General features: G+C 38.7%; 19 protein-coding genes. 2 read left to right on the top strand and 17 right to left on the bottom strand.

The genetic code is table 11. The annotated features are described in order from the left end of the window. Window positions 1-13 precede the first annotated feature (13 nt). Genes HMPREF2619_RS05670 through HMPREF2619_RS05680 form a run of 3 tightly spaced genes read right to left on the bottom strand, consistent with a single transcriptional unit; the run spans window position 14 to window position 2,698 of the window. Window positions 14-871, bottom strand: a complete 858-nt coding sequence (locus HMPREF2619_RS05670) for a shikimate dehydrogenase (protein WP_070459885.1) — start codon at window positions 869-871, stop codon at window positions 14-16. Further along, a complete protein-coding gene (gene aroD / locus HMPREF2619_RS05675) occupies window positions 861-1,538 on the bottom strand; it encodes a type I 3-dehydroquinate dehydratase (RefSeq protein ID WP_070459889.1) in 678 nt (225 codons plus the stop codon). The genes HMPREF2619_RS05670 and aroD overlap by 11 nt, the downstream gene beginning before the upstream one ends. Then, window positions 1,535-2,698: a class I SAM-dependent rRNA methyltransferase gene (locus HMPREF2619_RS05680; protein ID WP_070459892.1), complete on the bottom strand. Its 1,164-nt coding sequence runs from the start codon at window positions 2,696-2,698 to the stop codon at window positions 1,535-1,537. Before HMPREF2619_RS05680 ends, aroD begins: the two co-directional genes overlap by 4 nt. Before the next feature lie 245 nt (window positions 2,699-2,943). Between HMPREF2619_RS05680 and HMPREF2619_RS05685 the strand changes: the two genes are divergently transcribed. Next, complete coding sequence (locus HMPREF2619_RS05685) at window positions 2,944-4,395, top strand: alpha-amylase (RefSeq protein ID WP_070459895.1); 1,452 nt, start codon at window positions 2,944-2,946, stop codon at window positions 4,393-4,395. A gap of 232 nt (window positions 4,396-4,627) precedes the next feature. Here HMPREF2619_RS05685 and HMPREF2619_RS05690 read toward each other — a convergent pair whose 3' ends face one another. From HMPREF2619_RS05690 to cdaA, 12 genes are all read right to left on the bottom strand, one after another. After that, window positions 4,628-5,302, bottom strand: coding sequence for a DnaD domain-containing protein (locus HMPREF2619_RS05690; protein WP_070459898.1), 675 nt, complete (start codon window positions 5,300-5,302; stop codon window positions 4,628-4,630). Between the two features lie 8 nt (window positions 5,303-5,310). Then, window positions 5,311-6,255 (bottom strand): homoserine O-acetyltransferase MetA, encoded by a 945-nt coding sequence (metA, locus tag HMPREF2619_RS05695; protein ID WP_001122704.1) that lies wholly within the window; start codon window positions 6,253-6,255, stop codon window positions 5,311-5,313. Window positions 6,256-6,447: 192 nt separating this feature from the next. Next, a complete protein-coding gene (locus tag HMPREF2619_RS05700; protein ID WP_001049312.1) occupies window positions 6,448-6,960 on the bottom strand; it encodes an adenine phosphoribosyltransferase in 513 nt (170 codons plus the stop codon). A gap of 122 nt (window positions 6,961-7,082) precedes the next feature. After that, a complete protein-coding gene (locus HMPREF2619_RS05705; RefSeq protein ID WP_070459901.1) occupies window positions 7,083-7,688 on the bottom strand; it encodes a hypothetical protein in 606 nt (201 codons plus the stop codon). Beyond that, window positions 7,688-9,556: an ABC-F family ATP-binding cassette domain-containing protein gene (locus tag HMPREF2619_RS05710; RefSeq protein ID WP_070459904.1), complete on the bottom strand. Its 1,869-nt coding sequence runs from the start codon at window positions 9,554-9,556 to the stop codon at window positions 7,688-7,690. Before HMPREF2619_RS05710 ends, HMPREF2619_RS05705 begins: the two co-directional genes overlap by 1 nt. After that, complete coding sequence (locus HMPREF2619_RS05715; protein WP_083279604.1) at window positions 9,553-10,752, bottom strand: CCA tRNA nucleotidyltransferase; 1,200 nt, start codon at window positions 10,750-10,752, stop codon at window positions 9,553-9,555. Before HMPREF2619_RS05715 ends, HMPREF2619_RS05710 begins: the two co-directional genes overlap by 4 nt. Beyond that, window positions 10,749-11,516: a 4-hydroxy-tetrahydrodipicolinate reductase gene (dapB, locus tag HMPREF2619_RS05720; protein ID WP_049530212.1), complete on the bottom strand. Its 768-nt coding sequence runs from the start codon at window positions 11,514-11,516 to the stop codon at window positions 10,749-10,751. Before dapB ends, HMPREF2619_RS05715 begins: the two co-directional genes overlap by 4 nt. A 505-nt stretch (window positions 11,517-12,021) precedes the next feature. Then, on the bottom strand, window positions 12,022-12,870 hold the full coding sequence (locus HMPREF2619_RS05725; protein WP_070459912.1) for a DegV family protein: 849 nt from the start codon (window positions 12,868-12,870) through the stop codon (window positions 12,022-12,024). A 3-nt stretch (window positions 12,871-12,873) separates the two neighbouring features. Further along, window positions 12,874-13,248: a DUF1149 family protein gene (locus HMPREF2619_RS05730; RefSeq protein ID WP_001050093.1), complete on the bottom strand. Its 375-nt coding sequence runs from the start codon at window positions 13,246-13,248 to the stop codon at window positions 12,874-12,876. A gap of 65 nt (window positions 13,249-13,313) precedes the next feature. Further along, window positions 13,314-14,663, bottom strand: coding sequence for a phosphoglucosamine mutase (gene glmM, locus HMPREF2619_RS05735; RefSeq protein ID WP_070459915.1), 1,350 nt, complete (start codon window positions 14,661-14,663; stop codon window positions 13,314-13,316). 25 nt (window positions 14,664-14,688) lie between these two features. Beyond that, window positions 14,689-15,480 carry a CdaR family protein gene (locus tag HMPREF2619_RS05740; RefSeq protein WP_070459918.1) on the bottom strand — a complete coding sequence of 264 codons (792 nt, stop codon included), beginning with the start codon at window positions 15,478-15,480 and terminating at the stop codon, window positions 14,689-14,691. Further along, complete coding sequence (gene cdaA / locus HMPREF2619_RS05745; RefSeq protein ID WP_070459921.1) at window positions 15,467-16,324, bottom strand: diadenylate cyclase CdaA; 858 nt, start codon at window positions 16,322-16,324, stop codon at window positions 15,467-15,469. The genes HMPREF2619_RS05740 and cdaA overlap by 14 nt, the downstream gene beginning before the upstream one ends. A gap of 134 nt (window positions 16,325-16,458) precedes the next feature. Between cdaA and HMPREF2619_RS05750 the strand changes: the two genes are divergently transcribed. Beyond that, entirely contained in the window at window positions 16,459-17,427 is a 969-nt protein-coding gene (locus tag HMPREF2619_RS05750) for an NAD(P)/FAD-dependent oxidoreductase (protein ID WP_070459924.1), read from the top strand. Between the two features lie 381 nt (window positions 17,428-17,808). On the opposite strand, the gene HMPREF2619_RS05755 is transcribed toward HMPREF2619_RS05750, so the two are convergent. Together HMPREF2619_RS05755 and HMPREF2619_RS05760 are read right to left on the bottom strand one after the other, a co-directional pair. Beyond that, window positions 17,809-19,188 (bottom strand): sensor histidine kinase, encoded by a 1,380-nt coding sequence (locus HMPREF2619_RS05755; protein ID WP_045763533.1) that lies wholly within the window; start codon window positions 19,186-19,188, stop codon window positions 17,809-17,811. Beyond that, entirely contained in the window at window positions 19,179-19,838 is a 660-nt protein-coding gene (locus HMPREF2619_RS05760; RefSeq protein WP_045763534.1) for a response regulator transcription factor, read from the bottom strand. The genes HMPREF2619_RS05755 and HMPREF2619_RS05760 overlap by 10 nt, the downstream gene beginning before the upstream one ends. Window positions 19,839-19,842: the final 4 nt, after the last annotated feature.

The raw sequence follows: 19,842 nt of genomic DNA on the forward strand, positions 1-19,842 counted from the left end.
AGTTCTCCTTTTTTCATTTTTGATACTTTTGTTTTAGTAATTCCCAGATTTGATCGGTTGGCATTTCCTTTCCGGTCCATAACTGAAAAGCTTCAGCTGCTTGGTAAAGCAACATACCCAGGCCATTAACAGCATGATTGCCCTGGTTTCTTGCCCAATTTAAAAATGGTGTCTCAAAGGGTTGATAAATCACATCAGCTACTAAAAGCTTCTCTGGTAAAACGACACTTGATGGGATTGGCAGAGATACTCCATCCATGCCAACACTAGTCGCATTTACCAGTAAAACCGAATCAATTATCCTTGCTTGCAGTTCAGAAACATCTTCTAAAGCAAATAAATCTACTTTAAACCCTGTTTCATTTTGTAGTTTTTCTAAGTAAGGTCTTGTTTTTTCTATTGAAGCCGAACGTACAAAGACAGAAACTTGACTGACTCCATCCAAGATTGCCTGCGCCAAAATTGCCTTGGCTGCACCGCCTGATCCTAACAATACCATTCTTTTCCCAGATATTTTAAAAGAAGGCAAGCTCTTAAAGAATCCCTTGCCATCTGTGTTATATCCGATTAAAGTTCCCTCTCGATTCACCACTGTATTGACAGCACCAATCAACCGAGCTTCTTCACTCAACTGGTCCAGATAAGAAATCACCTGCTCCTTGTAAGGCATGGAAAGATTGATCCCATACATCTGATAGCGACGAACATTTGCAACTGTTTCTGCCAAGTCAGTCGCTTCTACTTCCCAAGCTACATAAACACCATTGGTATGAGTTGCTTCAAAAGCTTGATTGTGAATGAAGGGAGAAATGGAATGTTTGATAGGATTGGCGACTACAGCTGCTAAACGTGTGTAGCCATCAATCTTCATTTAGTATCTCCCGAATTTTTTTCATGCTAGAAAGTGAAATCTGTCCTGGAGCACTGGCTTCGTCCAGACTTGCGAAAGACCAGCTAGAACCCGTCACATCTGAAGTGATACGAGAAACCTTACCCACTTTCCCCATAGAAATCGTCACATATTCTTGTTCTGGGTTCAATGTTTTAAAGCCACGTGTAAAGTTCATAAGGTCCAATACATCTTGTTCTGTTTGAGCCATAACCGATACTTTAACCACTTTCGGAGTTAGACTGGTTAGCTCGGATAAGATTTCCATCATATTCTCTGGAGTTTCTTGAAAGTTATGATAACTCAAGACTAGATTTGGAAAATCAAGCATCTCTTCAAAAACATCCTTGTGAGAAAAATACTCAAAATCAATATATTCTGGTTGATAGAGTTGAGCTACATCTTTGATAATTTGTACATACTCTGCCGAATCCAAATCGATTTCGCCTCCCTCAGCACGAGTTCGTAGGGTAAAGAGGAGTTCGCGACCTGCAAATTTTTCAAAAATAGCTGGGGCTACCTGTAAAATAGCTTCCTTTGGTAGGAAATCGGCACGCCACTCAATGATATCAGCATCAATATACCGCATGGCATCGATTCCTTGCGCCTCTTCTAAACTCTTTGGCATTACTGAAACGACTAATTTCATTTAGTTACCTTCATGCTAATCACCTTGAGGTAATTACTACTTTCATCTTTTTCATTGTAGACAAAGTCTGCTGGAAGTCCATACTTTTGAAGAACCTGATATTTTCTTCCTGCGAATCCTTTGTCGATTTGTTCTATAAATTTTTGACGGGAAACATTGGCAGCATTGGTGCTAGCAATGATCATACCTCCCGGATTTAAAATCTCTAAACTCTGGGAAATCAACTTGTGATAGTCCTTAGCTACAGAGAAAGTTTGCTTTTTATTACGGGCAAAGCTAGGTGGATCAAGAACGATCACATCATAAGATAAGCCCTTACGTTTAGCGTATTTAAAGTATTCAAAGACATCCATAACAATGAAACGATGACTGTCAAGACTGAGTCCATTGGCATGAAAATGAGCTTCTGACAGTTCTCTTGAACGTTTGGCTAGGTCTACAGAGGTTGTTTCACTAGCTCCTCCCATGGCTGCAGCAACTGAGAAAGCTGCTGTGTAGGAAAACATATTTAGCAAGGACTTGCCCATGGCTAAACCATCAACCAAGCTACCACGCACTTCATGTTGGTCCAAGAAGATGCCTGTCATAAGACCGTCGTTCATAAAGACTTGATAGAGGACACCATTCTCAAGAACTGTAAAATTTTCTGGTGCTTCTTGACCATAGATATGGGCAGACTCATAGTCTAGACCTTTAAAACGAATCTTTTCATAGGCACCTAAGACTTCAGGGAAAACCTGAGCAAAAGCTGCTAAGATCTGTTGGCGAAGTCCATAGATATAGGAGTTATACCAAGAAAAAACAACATAATCTCCATAGAGATCCAAAGTCATTCCACCAAAACCATCGCCTTCTTGATTAAACAAACGAAAGGCAGTTGTCAAATCATCTTGATAGTAAGAAGAACGTTTTTGTTTGGCTTTTTCAAACAAACTTTCAAAGAATTTTTGGTTAAAAGAAAGCTTCTGGTTCGTTACAAACCAACCAATCCCCTTATTTTGACGAGATAAATAGGCCTTGCCCAAAAACTGCTTGTTTTGACTCAATAACTCGACTTCTTGATCAGTTTCAGATAGTTCTGGAAAATCAATTTCCTCCAAAAGTACTAGACCTTGGTTTAGTTTTTTTTCAACACGTCTACTGACGAATACTTTATTCATAAACACTATTATAACAAATTTTGTGACAATTCACAAAATAGAAACTATTGATTCATCCATCATCTTGCCCTATCTGAGAGAATGTTTCCTCCCATTAATCCTACTATTTTTATTTTATATATTTCAACACTTCTAGTTGAAAAATAGACATAAAATTTAAAGAGTTTAATTCTAGCGCAAACGTTTGCGTAGAAGCTGAATTTATGCTACAATAATTCTCATCACTGTAAGTAAGAGGATAAACTATGAAAAATCAAACCTTAATGCAATATTTTGAATGGTATCTACCCCACGATGGAAAACACTGGACGCGCCTAGCTGACGACGCTGAACACCTAGCTAACTTAGGCATTAGTCACATTTGGATGCCACCTGCTTTTAAAGCAACAAATGAAAAAGATGTTGGTTATGGCGTCTATGACTTGTTTGACCTTGGAGAATTTAATCAGAAGGGTACTGTACGTACTAAGTATGGCTTTAAGGAAGACTATCTTCATGCCATCCAAACTTTAAAATCTCATGGGATTCAACCAATGGCTGATATCGTCTTAAATCATAAGGCAGCCGCTGACCATTTAGAATCTTTTCAAGTTATCGAAGTGGATCCAGAAGATCGAACTGTGGAACTAGGAGAACCTTTTACCATCAATGGCTGGACTGGTTTTACTTTTGATGGACGACAAGATACCTACAATGACTTCCACTGGCACTGGTACCACTTTACTGGAACTGACTACGATGCTAAACGCCGTAAATCTGGAATCTATCTGATACAGGGAGACAACAAAGGCTGGGCTCATGAGGAATTAGTCGACAATGAGAATGGCAATTACGACTATCTCATGTATGCCGATCTAGATTTCAAACATCCTGAAGTGATAAAAAATATCTACGATTGGGTAGATTGGTTTATGGAAACAACTGGTGTAACTGGTTTCCGTTTGGATGCAGTCAAACACATTGACTCTTTCTTTATGCGCAATTTCATTCGCGATATCAAAGAAAAATATGGCCAAGATTTCTATGTCTTTGGAGAATTCTGGAATCCAGACAAGGAAGCAAATCTGGACTACCTTGAAAAAATTGAAGAACGCTTTGATCTTGTCGATGTTCGCCTTCACCAAAATCTCTTTGAAGCAAGCAAAGCTGGAGAAAACTATGATTTGGCAACCATATTTGAGGATAGTCTAGTACAACTCAATCCAGACCGAGCTGTAACCTTTGTCGATAACCATGATACTCAACGTGGCCAAGCACTTGAATCCACTGTTGAAGAATGGTTTAAACCAGCAGCCTATGCCCTCATTCTTTTGCGTGAGCAGGGGCTCCCATGTGTCTTTTATGGAGACTACTATGGTATTTCTGGTCAATATGCTCAAGAAGACTTCAAGGATGTCCTCGACCGTTTGCTAGCTATCCGAAAAGAGTTGGCTTATGGAGAGCAAACCGACTACTTTGATGACCCTAATTGTATCGGTTGGATTCGTTCAGGAGCTGACAATCAATCACCACTTGCCATCGCGATTTCTAATGCCAAAGCAAATTCCAAAATCATGTTCGTCGGTCAGGAATGGGCTGACCAAACCTTTGTTGATTTGCTTGGTAACCATCCTGACCAAGTAACCATCAATGCTGAAGGTTATGGAGATTTCCCAGTTACAGAACGCTCTCTTAGTGTCTGGGGACTGGCTAACTAATCAATTAATACTCTTCGAAAATCTCTTCAAACCACGTCTGCTTCTCCTTGCCGTATATGTGTTACTGACTTCATCAGTTCTATCCACAACCTCAAAACGGTGTTTTGAGCAACCTGCGGCTCGCTTCCTAGTTTGCTCTTTGATTTTCATTGAGTATAAAACGCACAAAAAATGCCCACAAGCCAGATTTTTTTCTAGCCTGTAGGCATTTTTTTATTATCAATATTTAAAATTAATCTTTCCAAAGATCCATAGCATTTTGAAAATCTGCAGAAACTTGAACATTTTGAGGATTAGTCGCTTCTCTCTCCTGACGCTTCGCCTCTACCTGGACTACACTCTTAATGCCTTCATGACGCCAGTTCCGTAGGATAGCTTGGATATACTTCCAATTTGGTTTTCCATTCAAAACGGCCTCACGTAGAGCCTCTTTGATCAAGTCCGCACTGGTTCCGTCTTCTTTCAAACTCTTTTCTAAATCTTCGATCTCAAAAGGACTCAAGAGACGCCCTAGTTCTTGTTGGAAGGTTTCCACCAAGTCTTTCAAATCATTTTTAACGGGTGCCACTTGGCTTGGTTCTTGCTTTTCAAAAAGTTGGTCTAAGCGCTCTAAAGCCAAAGTCGCATCAAAAATAACTTCTATTTCTCCATTGAGTTCAATCGTACGATATTGGAGTAAGCCTTTTTCGGTCAAGCGTGAAATTGCTTGATTGACTTCATAGACTTGCTTGCCTATTTTCTCAGCAATCTGGCTTGGGGACAATTCCCCTAAAGCTGTTGTATTTTGTAGGTAAAAGAATTGCCAAACTAAGAAATCATCGCTTGATGAGAAAAGTTGATTGTAGTTTAAGAGCAGAGCACTTGGTAGCACCAAGTTCCCTGATTTGAAAGCATCTAAATATGTCATAATTCCTCTTATAAATATCCAAAATGAGACACATCTTCTTCTGCACTCTTCCACTCAAAAGGCGTTTCTTGGTAAACTGCATAATTTACCCAGTTACTGAAAAAGAGAGCTGCTGAGGAACTCCAACGCATACAAGGAAGTTCATGGATGTCATCATTTTTGAAATAATTTTCTGGTATATGGGGATCTAAACCAGCATCTAGATCTCTAAAATATTCCTTGGCTAGCGTATCACGATCATACTCCAAATGTCCAAAGCTATAAACTTCTCTTAAATCTCGGCTTGCAAGGATAGAGATTCCCACCTCTTTTCCAGATGCTAAGATCTCTAAATTTGTTTTATTTACAATGTCTTCTTTGAGAATTTCTGTATGACGAGAATGAGGAGACACATACAAATCATCAAAACCTCTCAGCAAAAGATGACCCTCTTTTAAAACATCCTGAGGATAAATTCCCGAAAGTTTTTGAGCCATCTGGTGTTTATCTACGCCGTAACGATAGTAGAGGCCAGCCTGTGCTCCCCAGCAAATATGCAGGGTTGAAAAGACATGAGTCTTTGACCAATCGATGACCTGAGTAAATTCCTCCCAATAGTCCACTTCTTCAAAAGGGAGATGCTCAACTGGTGCTCCTGTGATAATCAAGCCATCAAAATACTGGTCTTGAACTTCCGAAAAAGTCTTATAAAAAGTCTCCATATGTTCAGAACGAGTTGTTTTCGACTGATGACTTTCCATATATAAGAAATCAATATCTAACTGCAAAGGAGTATTAGCTAAATGTCGTAAAAGCTGAGTTTCTGTAACCATCTTCTGTGGCATCAAGTTTAAAATCAGAATTTTCAGTGGTCGAATATCCTGATGAGCCGCCCGCTGGTCATCCATGACGAAAATATTTTCCGTTCGTAAAATCTCAACTGCTGGTAATTTTTTATCTATTCGAATCGGCATGGAAATCTCCTTACTGTATCAAGTTTAGGCTCAAGTGAACATACAGTCGTCAAATGAAAAATCAGCTGACGAAAGTCCTTCCCTTTATTATACTGTAAGAAGATATAGTTTTCAATTATAGTTTTTCTCTAACTAGATATAGCCTTTTTTTATATCAGATGAAGAGAAAACAGCCCTAGGGACTGTTTTTCATTAATAATGCATAAGCACCTTGTAGTCGTAATCTCCGATAGCTTCACGACCTTTAAGCTCATCAAGTTCGATCAAGAAGGCACAACCTGCTACGACTCCACCCAATTTTTCAATCATTTCGATTGTAGCCTTAACAGTACCACCTGTTGCCAAGAGGTCATCTACGATCAGAACACGTTGTCCTGGTTTGATAGCATCTGCGTGCATAGTCAAAGTATCAACACCATATTCTTTTTCATAGTCAGCTGATATCACTTCGCGTGGCAATTTTCCTGGTTTACGCACAGGTGCAAAACCAATTCCCAACTCAAAAGCAACTGGACATCCAACGATAAATCCACGTGCTTCTGGTCCTACGATCATATCAATCTTTTTGTCAGTAGCATATTGAACAATTTCACGAACAGCGTAGCTGTAGGCATTGCCGTTAGCCATCAAAGGGCTGATATCACGGAATGTAATTCCTTCTTGTGGATAATTTTCAATACTTGCAATGTAATCTTTTAAGTTCATAGCATTTCTTTCTTTTTAAGTTTTTACTCCCTATTATACCATAAATCTTAGAAAAGAGAAATAGAAAGAAACCCTGGAAACTGAGCCCAAGGCTTCTAATCAAATCTGTAACTATTGCTCGTTTAATGAAATCTTTCCTTCTTTTTGCTTTTAGATTTGTGATTGCCTTGACGATTTTGTTCGATGCGCCACTCTCGCTCAAAGTAGGACATGGTTTCAAATACTCTTCGCGGTAAACCGACATCCAGCAAGTAGATTGGAATTTTTAAAACGTTAGAATTCTTCTTGGTAGTAAACCTAGTTCGTAGACGTCCCCATAAAGAGGTACTTTTCAAAAGTTCTCGATCAAAAAAATGAACCTCAATCATATAAAAATCACTTGAATGTCTACTACCTTTAATTCTCGTGAGGGCAAAGTTTTCAACTTGTCCCCAAGAATAAAACTGCCAGTCTTTCTTTGGATATGGTTTATAGAAAAATCCTTGAGCCGTACATTTCAAATACTCTTTATCAGAAAAAAGCAGTCGCAAACGTTGATACAAAATGAAGCCAACGATGATGATTAAGAAAACAATAAAGAGAATTAAAGCCACCAATCCCATAGGTGGTTCTTCGGGATAGCTCAGCAAAAACGAAAAGATCCAAAGTAGAAGAGCCAATTCTAGTAGGTAAAGAACAAAGCTCAAAACGATTTTCTTACTACTCCATTTAATAATTGTTTCTTCCATTATACCAACTCACTTAAATATTCATAGCGTTCATATTTTTCCAGTAAGTCTTCATTTTTCTCGTCTAACTCTTTTTGAAGGGTAGCTAGTTTCCCAAAGTCAGAACCATTTGCTAGCATTTCTTCTTCAATCTCAGCAATGCGGTTCTCCAAGTTTTCGATATCGCTTTCAATACTTGACCACTCCTGCTTTTCTTGGTAGGTCATGCGTTTCTTTTCTTCACGGACTTTGACCACTTTTTCCTTGTCAGCCTTTTGACTTTGCGTTACCGCTTCTGCTTCAAAGGCCTTTTCATCCAGATAGTCGGTATAGTGGCCAAAGAACGGACGGATGGTGCCATTCTCAAAGGCAAGAATCTTAGTCGCCACCTTATCCAAGAAATAACGGTCGTGACTAACTGTCAAAACTGGGCCGGCAAAATCCTGTAAGAAATTTTCTAGAACTGTTAAGGTCGCAATGTCTAGGTCATTTGTTGGTTCATCCAAGAGGAGCACATTGGGTTTTTCGAGGAGTAGTTTAAGGAGGTAAAGTCGTTTTTTCTCACCACCAGACAACTTCTCAATCAAAGTACCGTGTGTTGAACGCGGGAAGAGAAATTGTTCTAGTAACTCAGCGATAGAGGTCGTAGAGCCACCGCTGGTTTTAACCTCTTCTGCCACTTCCTGCAGATAATTGATAACCCGCTTACTCTCATCCAAGCCTTCGATTTGTTGAGAGAAATAGGCGATGCGAACCGTTTCGCCGATGATAACTTGGCCTTCTGTTGGCTCAAGACTTCCTGCAATGAGGTTAAGAAGGGTTGACTTCCCAACACCATTGTCACCAACGATTCCGATACGGTCTTTGGCTTGTACCAAAAGATTAAAATCTTGCAAAATCGGTTTGTCGTCATAGGCAAAGGAAACATCCTTAAACTCGATGACCTTTTTACCGATACGGCTAGTTTCAAAATTCATGCTCAAGTCTGTCTCAGCTGTAGTTCCTGAGACTTCTTTTTTCAGATCATGGAAACGATTGATCCGAGCTTGTTGCTTGGTTGCACGAGCCTGTGGTTGTCGTCTCATCCAGGCCAATTCTTGCTTATAAAGTTGCTCTTTTTTGTGAAGAAGAGCTGCGTCACGCTCATCCTGTTCAGCCTTGAGACGAACATAGTCTTGGTAATTTCCTTGATATTCGGTCAAACCAGCTCGGTCCAACTCGAAAATTCTCGTCGAAAGCGCATCTAGGAAATAACGATCGTGGGTGATAAAGAGAACCGTTTTCTTGGAATTTTTCAAAAAGAGGGTCAGCCACTCAATGGTGGCAATATCCAAGTGGTTGGTTGGTTCATCCAAAAGCAAAAGATCATGATTTCCTAACAGCACTTGGGCCAACTGAACCCGTCTTCGCAAACCACCTGACAGGGCTCCAACGGGAGTTGATAAATCCTGAATTCCCAACTTGCTGAGAACTGTCTTGACCTGACTCTCAATTTCCCAAGCTTGGAGAGAATCCATCTCCGACATAACCCGTTCCAAACGGGCTTGCTTATCCTCACTGTAGTTGAGCATGAGCAATTCATACTCACGGATCAACTGGATTTCTTTCAAATCACTCGATAAAACAGTATCCAAGACAGTTTTGCTATCATCAAAATCTGGGTCCTGAGTCAAATAGCCAATCTTGTAATCATTTTTTGCCGAAAAAGGGCTTACGTCACCATCAAAACCTGAAACTCCTGAAAGAACATCTAAAAGGGTTGTTTTCCCAGTTCCATTGACGCCGATAAGACCGATTCTGTCCAAGTCATGAATGATAAAGGAAATATCCTTAAAGACGGTCTTGTCCCCAACGGATTTACTTAGTTTTTCAACAGTAAAATCACTCATTTTTTCTCCCTCAAGTAGGCATGAATAGCTTCCAAGTTATTTTCCAAATCTCCATCCACAATAGCATACTCAATCTCTGCTAAAATTTCTCCCATTTCTGGTCCTGGTTGATAGCCATATTCTTTGATCAAAATCCCACCATTGATTTGAATTTCTTTCTTATCATGGATAGTTAGGCTGTGATAAGTTTCTGTGATGGCCTGTGGATTGACTTCTTTTCCTTGAGCCTGACGAAGATTTTCAGCCTGTAAAAGTAAATCTAGATTAAAGCGGTAACAATCGCGCTTGCTTAGTTCTCCTTCTTCACGAAGTTCTAAGATTGTTAGCAAATCTTGAACTTGCTTGGCAAATTGACGCGAAGTTTTCCAATGTTTCAAAAATTGTTGAGCATCTTCCACTTCTAAAACCCATAAAAGTGCAGCCCAGGCTTGTTCAGAAGATTCGAAGGTAAAATCAGCCTCTAGGTCAAACAAAGATTGGAGTTGCTCCTGACTGCCTCCCATATCTGGAAGATAATCATAAGCTTGACTTTCAATCATGGAAGATAAACCTACTCGCCAATGAGGAGCCAGAAGAAGTTTATCAAATTCAACAAAAGTACGTTCCACAGAAATTTTCTCTAAGAGTGGCGTTAAGGTCTTCATGGCTTCAAAGGTTTCTTGCTCGAGTTCAAAACCAAGACTGGCTTGAAAACGAAATCCGCGCATAATGCGTAGGGCATCTTCGTTGAAACGCTCACTAGCTACACCAACTGCTCGTAAAACTTGATTCTCTAAGTCTTTCAGACCCTCAAATAAATCAATGATTTCCCCTGTCTCATCCAAGGCAAAGGCATTAACTGTGAAATCACGGCGCTTAAGGTCTTCTTCTAAAGAGCGGACAAAGGAAACTGCACTCGGTCTCCGATAGTCTACATAGACATCCTCTGTTCGAAAAGTGGTAACTTCGTACTCTTCGTCTCCGTCTAAAACCAAAACTGTTCCGTGCTCAATGCCAATGTCAGCTGTCCGTGGAAAAATCTGCTTGGTCTCTTCTGGATAAGATGATGTCGCAATATCCACATCATGGATGGGACGATTGAGTAGGGCATCCCTAACAGAGCCTCCAACAAAATAGGCTTCAAAGCCTGCTTCTTTAATTTTTTCTAATACTGGTAAAGCCTTCTGAAATTCAGAAGGCATTTGTGTTAATCTCATAATAAGTGTTCTAATCCATAGACAAGCTCATGACGCTTGACAACTTCTTTGATTCCCAAATTCACTCCTGTCATGAAGGAGCTACGATCATAGGAGTCATGACGTAGAGTCAATCCTTCTCCCTGATTTCCAAATATAACTTCCTGATGAGCTACCAAACCTGGCAAACGGACTGAGTGGATTCGCATACCATCAAAGTTGGCTCCACGTGCCCCTGAAATGAGTTCTTCCTCATCACTAGCACCTTGTTGGATAGACTCACGAACTTCTGCCATCAATTCCGCTGTTTTGATAGCTGTTCCGCTCGGAGCATCTTTTTTCTTGTCATGGTGAAGCTCAATAATCTCTACATTTGGGAAGTATTTTGCAGCTTGTGCCGCAAATTGCATGAGCAAGACAGCACCCAAAGCAAAGTTAGGAGCAATCAAGCCACCCAAGTTTTTAGAACGAGAAAATTCTTTTAGTTCTTCAATCTCTTGACTAGTGAAACCTGTTGTTCCAACTACTGGAGCAAATCCATTTTCAAGAGCAAAGCGTGTATTCTCATAGGCAACAGCTGGTGTTGTAAAGTCAACCCATACATCTGCCTCAAAACCTGCCAAGTCATTCTTATCATTGAATACTGGAATTCCCTGCCAGTCAGATGCAGACTCAAAAGGATCTAAAACCGCTACCAGTTCAAGTTCAGGATCAGACAAAACCATTTGACAAGCAGATTGGCCCATTCTTCCCTTAAAACCAGCAATAATTACTCGAATACTCATCTCAATCTCTACTCCTATTTAAGATACAAAGCCTGTAAGAACACAAAGTGAAAATAGGAGGTCTGAGCAAGGAGTATCTACTCCTTGGAAGAACTATCTTTTTCACACAGGGTTCCAGGCGTGTTCAATTTTAAGATACAAAGGACTTTAGCTGCCCATGAAAAATAGGGAATGGCGCTGACTTTCCACGAAAGGCAAGACAGGCATCTTTTTTCAAGAGGCAGGTAGTCCGTGTTCAATTTTTAAGATACAAAGCCTGTAAAAACACAAAGTGAAAATAGGAGGTCTGAGCAAGGAGTATCTACTCCTTGGAAGAACTATCTTTTTCACACAGGGTTTCAGGCGTGTTCAATTATCAAGATACAAAGGACCTTAGCTGCCTATGAAAAATAGGGAATGGCACTGACTTTCCACGAAAGGCAAGACAGGCAGCTTTTTTCAAGAAGCAGGTAGTCCGTGTTCAATTGCTAAGATACAAAGGACCTTAGCTATCCCTAAAAACAGTCTAGATTATGGGTGTATAGCCCAGAGCAATACTTCCTTCTCCCAGGTGAGTCCCAATAACACTACCGAAAGTTGCAATTGAAACATCTGTAGCCACTCCACCATCAATCAAAAGCTGACGCAAATCTGCTGCTTTTTGAGGAGCATTCCCGTGAATGACAGTAATCTGGTAATTCCCATTAGCTGTTGCTTCTTTAACAATTTCAACCAAGCGTTTTGTAGCCTTTTTCTCTGTACGAACCTTTTCATATACTTCTATCACACCTTGGTCATTGAAGCAAAGGATTGGCTTGATACTAAGGAGATTCCCCAAAATAGCCGCACCATTAGAGAGTCGTCCACCCTTAACTAGATGGTCAAGATCATCCACCATAATAAAGGCTGAGGTATTTTCAATTTGTTCAGTTACTTTATCTAAGATAGACTCAAAGCCATCTCCTTGCTCTGCCCATTTCAAGACACTTTCAACCATATAGCCTAGGGGAGCGCTTGTAATACGGGTATCAGGAAAGGCAATGGTTAACCCTTCATATTCATCCTTCATATACTGGATATTTTGGTAAAATCCTGATATTCCAGAAGATAGGAAAAGACCTAAGGCATGTGTATAGCCTTTAGCTTTTAATGATGATAAAATTTCATCCAACTTGGCAATACTTGGTTGGCTCGTTTTTGGTAATTCGCTTGCTGAAGCCATTTTTTCATAAAATTCTTGAGCGGTTAGATTTACACCTTCAACATACTCCTGTCCATCGATATTCACAGGAATGTCTAGCACAAATAAATCTTCTTTCCGCAAGGCTTCCGCTTGTAGAAAAGCAGATGAGTCTGTTATGACCGCTAATTTCATTTCTTAAAACTCCAAATTAATTCCCGGTAAATCAAGGGCAATTTCTGTTACTTCATAAGTCAAACGATTAAGCATGTCCAAACATGGACGAGCTAGTGTCTCAACCTCTTCTTGGCTGAAATCACTTGGTTGATCGATAATACGACCTTCAACATGGTTGACTTGAGAAATCGTTCCACTAATGACAAATCTATCAAAGACAATCATAAAGCTCAAAACAACTACTAAAGAGGTAACTTGATTTTCTTGATCATGCTGAAGCAACTGGAAGTTTACATCTACCTTAGTTTCAGGTGCTCCATTTTCATTTTCCCATTCAAAGTTACGCGCATCAAAGTGATACTGGCTAACAAATTCTTGTTCACGTTTTAAATTCATTTTCATCTCCATTGGTACAATATAGTTGCCATTGTACCATATTTTTTTATTTTCTGCTAGATTTACTAAATACCAATCTCAGTTTTAACAACTTGAGCAATAGTGTCTACATAATAGTCTACTTCCTCAGTGGTTGGGGCTTCAGCCATGACACGCAAGAGTGGCTCCGTTCCACTTGGGCGAACGAGGATGCGACCATTTCCTGCCATTTCTTCTTCCATCTTCTCGATAATAGCTTTGATAGCAGGAACTTCCATAGCTTTTTCTTTCATGGTATTTTCCACACGGATATTGACCAATTTTTGTGGGTAAATTGTCACTTCTGAGGCCAATTGAGACAAACTCTTACCTGTTTCTTGCATGATCTTGGTCAATTGAACAGCTGAAAGCTGACCATCACCAGTAGTATTATAGTCCATCAAGATAACGTGACCTGACTGCTCACCTCCGAGATTGTAGCCAGATTTTCTCATTTCTTCAACTACATAGCGGTCTCCAACAGCAGTGACTGCTTTATTGATTCCTTCACGATCCAAGGCCTTATGGAAACCGAGGTTGGACATAACTGTTGTCACAATCGTGTTTTGAGCCAATTGACCTTTTTCAGAGAGGTATTTCCCAATGATGTACATAATCTTGTCACCATCGACAATTTCGCTATTTTCATCAACAGCAATCAAACGGTCGCTATCACCATCAAAGGCTAAACCAATAGCTGACCCGCTTTCTTTTACAAGTTCTTGCAAAGCTTCTGGATGAGTTGAACCAACGTTCAAGTTGATGTTAAGGCCATCTGGTGTTTCACCGATAACTGTTAATTGAGCACCTAGGTCTGCAAAAATTTGACGAGAACTGGTTGCAGCTGCTCCGTTAGCAGTGTCCAAGGCAACCTTCATCCCTTCAAGAGGAGTTCCAGTTGAAACAAGATAGGATTCATACTTACGTAAACCTTCTGGGTAGTCAACAACCGTACCTAAGCCCTCTGCACTTGGACGTGGGAGAGTATCTTCACTGGCATCTAGCAAGGCTTCGATTTCTGCTTCTTTATCATCGTCAAGTTTAAAGCCGTCACCACCAAAGAATTTAATCCCGTTATCAAGGGCTGGATTGTGGCTAGCTGAAATCATGACACCTGCGCTCGCTCCTTCAGTTTTCACCAAATATGCTACTGCTGGTGTTGCAAGAACTCCAAGCTTATAAACGTGAATTCCGACTGAAAGGAGACCAGCAATCAAAGCCGCTTCTAGCATTTGACCTGAGATACGAGTGTCACGTCCTACAAAAACTTTTGGTGCTTCAGTCGTATGTTGACTGAGAACATAACCTCCAAAACGTCCCAATTTAAAAGCTAATTCTGGCGTAAGTTCTACGTTTGCTTCTCCACGGACTCCGTCCGTTCCAAAATATTTACCCATTTTTTTATCCTTTTCTATTGTTTTATTAATCTTTTTTTGAAGAGTCTGACTTGGTTTCAGAACTAGTTGAAGACGAACTGCCCAAAGATGAGCTTGTCGTTGCTGAGCTAGAACTACTTGCTGATCTAGCTTGTTTCGTTGTTATCTTCATGGTTGTTTCATACGGTGTAATCACCGTTGGTAAAACTGTTCCATTCTTATCAATAGCTTGTAGAGGAACTGAACCTGTATAATTTCCTGTAATTTTTTCACTAGTTGGTAAAACAGCCACAATCTTATCAATCTTGGATAAGGTATCAGCATCACTAGTAACCGAAACGCGTTCATCTGAAACAGTCACACTATCGATGAGAATTCGTTCATCAATCTTACCAGAGTCAATCTGTGGAGTGACTGGTAAATTATCCCTTGTTGCTTTCTTCCCAATTTTAACGGTGATTTTCTGCGGTGTTGCTAGGGCTGTTAAACCACTTGGTAGATTCTCAATGGTCAAGGGAACTTCAACGGTTCCTTCTGACGCCTGTGTTAAATCTGCAGTAACCTTAAATTTACGAGTGCTTTCTTGCATCTCACTAGCCAAGGTCACTCGATTGGATCCAGTTAAAAATACCGTTACTTCTGAACTAAAACCGCTAATAAAGTACTGCTCACTATCGTACTGAATGTCAATCGGTACATTTACGACCGTATTGGTATAGGTTTCTGTTCGAGCCGGTCTTGCATTATTATTATTTTGATAATTTATAGAGGTAGCGTAAATAAATAAAACGCAAGCAAAGAGGAGTGAGGAGATGATATATAAACTATTTTTTTTCATTCTTCCAGCCTCCTAATATACGCTCTGTTAAGCTTGGCTCTTGTGAATTTTCCGGAATCAGGATACGACGTAGCTCTTCCTCAAATTCTTCCATTGTTAAATCATGCTTAAAGACACCATTATGGGTAATGGAAATACCTCCAGTTTCCTCTGATACCACAAAAGTGAGAGCATCAGAAACCTCAGATAAACCAATGGCTGCACGGTGTCGCGTTCCAAACTCCTTAGAAATACCAGTGTCTTCAGTAAGTGGAAGATAAGCAGATGTTACAGCTATACGATCACCTTTTATAATGACTGCACCATCATGTAAAGGTGTGTTTGGAATGAAGATATTGATTAAGAGTTCTGCAGAAATCTTAGCATCTAAAGGAATCCCAGTAGATATATATTCCTGCAAGGTTCTGACACGCTGAACTGATACCAGTGCTCCAATTTTTCGCGGGCTCATATATTCAACTGCTTTAACAAAGGCCTGAATCATCTGTTCTTCTGAACTCATTGGTGTACTTGAAAAGAAATCAGTCGCACGTCCTAATCGCTCTAAACCTGTCCGAATTTCTGGAGAGAAAATAACAACCGCTGCGATAACACCGTAAGTAATCAATTGATTGATCAACCAGGAAATAGTTGTCAGGCCTAGGGTATTTGCCGCTATCTGAGCTAAGATAAACACTAAAACACCTCGAACCAGGATCATAATCTTGGTTCCTGCAATTGATTTTGTAAATTGGTATAAGATATAGGCAACGATAAGAATATCAATCACATTTATCAGAATACTCCAAGGACTGGAAAATAAACTAGACCAGTATTGAAGATTAGATAATTGTTGAAAATTCATTCTAGGCCTCCTCTCCATAAAAAAGCTACTCTTCATTATATCATTTTATATGAAAATTTTCTTCCCCCTACTTCATTTTAAATTGGTAGAAAATATGATAGAATAAAATGATAGAAATGAATTAAGGAGAAACCATGTCTGAACTATATGATATTACCATTGTAGGAGGTGGACCTGTCGGTCTTTTCGCAGCCTTTTATGCTCACCTTCGTCAAGCCAAAGTACAAATCATCGATTCTCTTCCTCAACTAGGTGGTCAGCCTGCTATCCTATATCCTGAAAAACAAATTCTCGATGTTCCTGGTTTTCCAAACCTCACAGGGGAAGAATTGACTAACCGCCTTTTGGAACAACTTGAAGGGTTTGAGACGCCTGTTCACCTCAATGAAACTGTTCTTGAGATTGAAAAAGAGGATGATGTTTTTAAGATTACAACCAATAAGGGAAACCATACTTCTAAAACCGTTATTATTGCTATGGGAGGAGGTGCTTTCAAACCACGTCCACTCGAATTAGAAGGTGTTGAAGGCTATGACAATATCCGCTACCACGTTTCTAATATTCAACAATACGCTGGTCAGAAGGTAACCATTCTGGGCGGTGGTGACTCTGCCGTTGACTGGGCTTTAGCTTTTGAAAAGATTGCTTCAACTACACTTGTGCACCGTCGCGATAACTTCCGTGCACTTGAGCATAGCGTACAAGCCTTGCAAGAGTCTTCTGTAACTATCAAAACACCATTTGTTCCGAGTCAACTTCTTGGAGATGGAAAAACTTTAGACAAGCTTGAAATTACAAAAGTCAAATCCGATGAAACCGAAACCATTGAATTGGACCACCTCTTTGTCAACTATGGCTTTAAATCTTCTGTCGGTAATCTTAAAAAATGGGGACTTGACCTTAACCGTCACAAGATTATCGTCAATAGCAAGCAGGAGTCTAGCCAAGCTGGAATTTACGCTATCGGTGACTGTTGCTACTACGAAGGTAAGATTGACTTGATTGCGACCGGTCTAGGTGAAGCACCAACTGCTGTTAATAATGCTATCAACTATATCGACCCCGAACAAAAAGTACAACCAAAACACTCTACAAGTCTATAATGTCAAAATTACAACTTTATTAAAAAATCAAGTGAAATTTCATGATAAAACGCATAATAACAAGTATCTAAAGAACTTGCTATTATGCGTTTTTATGATTTTAAAAACTTTTCCACTAACCACCTTTATTTGCTTTTTATAGAAAGTTTAATACTTATTGATTAGTTTTTTAATATTGCCCCTCATTCCGACATATTCAGACTAACAAACTCTGTGCACCGTATGAGTAATACTAGATAATATTCTATCTTAGTGTAATTTGTAGTGAAAGTTCGAAGTTAAAATTTACAAATTGACGTTAAATACAGTTATGAACATGTTATAAAGTTTGATGTTAGAGCTGTTAGATTAATTATTACATAAGTTAAGTGTTAATATGGCTCATTTATCATTCTGTATCGGTAATATAAATTTAACTTCAGCACCACGACAAGCTTCTCTATTTTTCAAGATTACTGATCCACCATGTAATTTGATTATTTGTTCAGTAATAAATAGTCCAATACCATAATTAGTTGCAGAATGCCTGCTATAATCTCCACGATAGAACTGTTCTTTTGCGTGAATTAAATCGATATCAGAAAAACCTTTCCCGTTATCTAATACTGATATTTCTAAAAAGTCATCTACAGTTTTTAGATTCAATTCCAATGTAACTATTCCATTATTATTTTCAATTGAATTCGCTAAGACATTTTGCAATGCTCTCTCTAAGAGTTTCAAGTCTACACTCATTATACCATCTTCAACTACTACATTAGTTTTTAGATTGTTAGAATTAATTGACATTAGTTCTTTAGAAACTGTTACCAATTGTTCTGATACAGTTTTTACTGCCAACGATTGTGGCTGGTATTCAGTGGCATTAGAATTCTTATTCATGATTAGAAGTGTTTTTATATATTCAGATATTCTATTGCTATTCCTCAGTATATAATCTATATAAATACTCTGGTCCTCTGTCACAGATGTCTTTTTAAGCAACTCAGCATTTCCTTGAACAATAGATACTGGGGTTTTCAAGTCATGTATCAAAGCAGAAATCTGTTTTTGCTTATTTTCTTCCTGTATCCACTCTTTGATTAATGACTCTTGCAAAGCATTTCTCATTTTCTCTAAACTAAATAGAACTTCATTAAATTCTTTGACTCTTGAATAATGCAGGTCAAAATCTAAAGTTTGTTCTGATATTTTTTCGGAAGCAGCAAATATAGGTGAGAGTTGTTTCACAAGATATTTAGCCCATACTATTGTAACAACCAATGTATTTAGTAAACTAACTAAAATAAGAATACTGACATACACTACATTGACATTAGGAAAATATTTTGCCATGAATTTATTTGTAAAATAGGGTTTTACTGAATATTGAATAATACAATAACCGTCATTTCGTAAAATTTCTATATAGCTATAAGATGGGGTATTATATACTCTCTCATTATTATAGTATCGAATTGCTCGATCTTCTTCATCTTTACTCATTGAACTAGTAATGATATTTCCATCCTTTGAAATTAATAGATATGAGGCATTATCTGGTATAAGATTTTTATCAAAGGTCTCTGTATTGGCTATCGCATTCTTCCTCTCATAAATCTGATTTTCTGTGTAATCAGCAGGTAAAATAAATCCTAATGAATACATGGTGGTGAACATCAGAATTACTAAACCAAATGAAAGAAACAATACAATTCCTACACTTATTAGATATTCTAAAAATATTATTTTTAGCGATTGCCCTTTTAATTTTATTCCCATTTATATCCAATCCCCCATACAGTTACTACTGGAGATACACCTTCCTTCTGTAATTTTGCGCGAATATTTTTAATATGTTCTGAAATAGCTGAAGAATTACCTATTCCATCATATCCAAATATCATCTCATAAATCTGTTCCTTTGAAAATACTTGTCCACGTCTACGTGCTAGAAGTTCACAAATTCGATACTCAGATTTTGTAAAAGGAATTTTCTTATCATTCACATAAATTATATTCGCTGATAAATCAAATCTAATTTCTCCAAGATTTAAACTTAAATGTCTCTCTCGGTTTTCTCGACGTAAATGGGCATCAACTCTCGCAATTAATTCATTTACTCCAAAAGGTTTTAAAATGTAATCATCAGCTCCTGTTGAAAAACCCGAAACAATGTCACTTTCCAAAGATTTTGCAGTTAAAAATAAGATGGGACAGTCTACTCTATCTCTAATAGATTTACAATAAGATATACCATCGATTTTTGGCATCATTATATCTAACAAGATTAAATCATACTCTGATAATTTAGAAATAGGTACTTCTGTTGGATTTTGAAAAATATCTACATGATATAATTTTTGTGTTAAAATATTTTTGATTAAAACCAAAAGATCCATTTCATCATCTATAGCTAATATTTTCACCATCTTA

The sequence above is a fragment of the Streptococcus sp. HMSC074B11 genome, from assembly GCF_001808705.1.
GTDB lineage: Bacteria > Bacillota > Bacilli > Lactobacillales > Streptococcaceae > Streptococcus.